Genomic DNA, 2,135 nt, shown 5'->3' with positions numbered 1-2,135 from the left:
GGCGGTTAAGATACCGCCTAGAAGGCGGCGTTACGGATCGCATCATGACGATTCTCATCCTTCCCAAAAATTAGGGCAATCCCGGAAACCGGAATTACCCTAATTTAAGATTCTAGATCCGATCGCACTCTAAAATTGATTATGCGATCGCAGCCATCTTGACATCATTATTCGCTAGCAACTCTTGCAACTCGTCAGCGTCCACAGTTTCCTTGTCCACCAAGATATCTGCTAATTTATCAAGGACGTGACGATTACCAACCAGCACCTCTTTAGCGCGGCGGTAAGCTTGATCTACCAAAGTGCGGACTTCATCATCGATCGTAGCGGCTGTCTCTTCGGAGAAATCGCGCTCCGCCATGATGTCCCGGCCCATGAACATATTGCCTTGCTGACGACCGAGAGCAACTGGGCCGAGGCGATCGCTCATCCCGAACCGAGTCACCATTTGTCTAGCCACACGCGCCACCTGTTGCAAATCATTCGACGCGCCAGTAGTCACTTCTTCCTCACCGAAGACAATCTCCTCAGCAATCCGACCACCTAAAGCCACCGCCATCTGATTTTGCAAATAAGAGCGGGAATAAAGACCAGAATCCATCCGATCTTCACTCGGCGTAAACCAAGTCAAACCGCCAGCGCGACCGCGAGGGATAATGCTAATCTTCTGTACTGGGTCATAATCAGGCATCAAAGCACCCACCAAAGCGTGACCAGCTTCGTGATAAGCTACCAGCGTTTTGCGCTTTTCGCTCATTACACGGTCTTTCTTCTCAGGGCCAGCCAGCACCCGATCGATCGCATCATTAACCTCATCCATCGAGATTTCTGTCAAATTGCGACGAGCAGCCAAAATAGCGGCTTCATTCAGCAAATTAGCCAAATCTGCACCCGTGAAACCAGGAGTCCGGCGAGCAATTTTATCCAAATCCACATCCTTAGACAAAGTTTTGCCGCGAGCGTGGACGTTGAGAATTTCCAAGCGACCCGCGTAGTCAGGGCGATCGACCACCACTTGACGGTCAAAACGACCCGGACGCAGCAGCGCTGAATCCAGCACGTCAGGGCGGTTGGTAGCAGCAATAATAATGATGCCAGTATTGCCCTCAAAGCCATCCATCTCAGTTAATAACTGGTTGAGGGTTTGTTCGCGCTCATCGTTTCCGCCGCCTAAACCAGCACCCCGCTGGCGGCCAACGGCATCAATTTCATCGATGAATACGATGCAAGGTGCGTTAGATTTGGCTTGTTCAAATAAGTCGCGGACGCGAGACGCGCCGACACCCACGAACATTTCCACAAATTCAGAACCGGAAATCGAGAAGAAAGGAACGCCAGCTTCACCGGCGACGGCCTTAGCTAGCAAGGTTTTACCAGTTCCGGGAGGGCCGACTAAGAGCACGCCTTTAGGAATTTTTGCGCCAACTGCGGTAAAGCGATCGGCATTTTTCAGGAAGTCCACAACTTCCGACAGTTCTAATTTGGCTTGTTCAATACCGGCGACATCCCCGAAAGTTACTTGGGTTTGGGGTTCCATTTGCACTCTGGCTTTAGATTTGCCAAAGTTCATCGCTTGAGAACCAGGGCCATTTTGGGCTCGCCGCAACAGGAAGAACAATCCAACTAAAAGTAGGATGGGAAAGAATAGGCTGCTCATGGCTTTGAGCCAGAAGCCTTCGTCGTTCGTGGGTAAAACTGAAATGTCCACGCCGTTAGTGGTGAGGATATTGATCAGCTCAGGGTCATTAGGCAAGTTGACGAGTACCTTAGTGCCATCCTGGGAAGTGACTAGGGCTCTAGTCCGGTCAGCATTTATACTTACTTTGTCTACTCTCTTGCTCTGGACTTGCTCAATGAATTCGCTGTACTTCCACAGTTGTCGGCTGGGGGGCTGTTTGTCAAAAAATGCTGTTGCTAAGGCAATGACGACAATCGCCAGTAGTGCGTACAGGCCTGCGTTTCTCCACCGTTTATTCACCGAGGTCTATCCTCCTATTTTTTAAGTCACAAAGACTTGGGAATTTTTAATTATGTTAATCAATCTTAACGTAATTGTAACTTGTTGTCGCTACAGGGAGAGATTGGTAGTGGCGATCGCGCACTTTACGTAACGCCGCCATCCTGGCGGTTTCTTT

General features: G+C 49.9%; 1 protein-coding gene. It reads right to left on the bottom strand.

Going from position 1 to position 2,135, the window contains the following annotated elements; translation table 11 throughout:
• Positions 1-139: 139 nt before the first annotated feature.
• Complete coding sequence (gene ftsH3, locus PY364_RS15720) at positions 140-1,978, bottom strand: ATP-dependent zinc metalloprotease FtsH3 (protein ID WP_275523911.1); 1,839 nt, start codon at positions 1,976-1,978, stop codon at positions 140-142.
• Between the last annotated feature and the right edge of the window lie 157 nt (positions 1,979-2,135).

Origin of the sequence: Kamptonema sp. UHCC 0994 (assembly GCF_029167235.1) — a bacterium.
Lineage (GTDB): Bacteria > Cyanobacteriota > Cyanobacteriia > Cyanobacteriales > Microcoleaceae > Kamptonema.
Note: the sequence above shows the minus strand (reverse complement) of the source record. Positions and strands in the feature narration are given on the sequence as shown.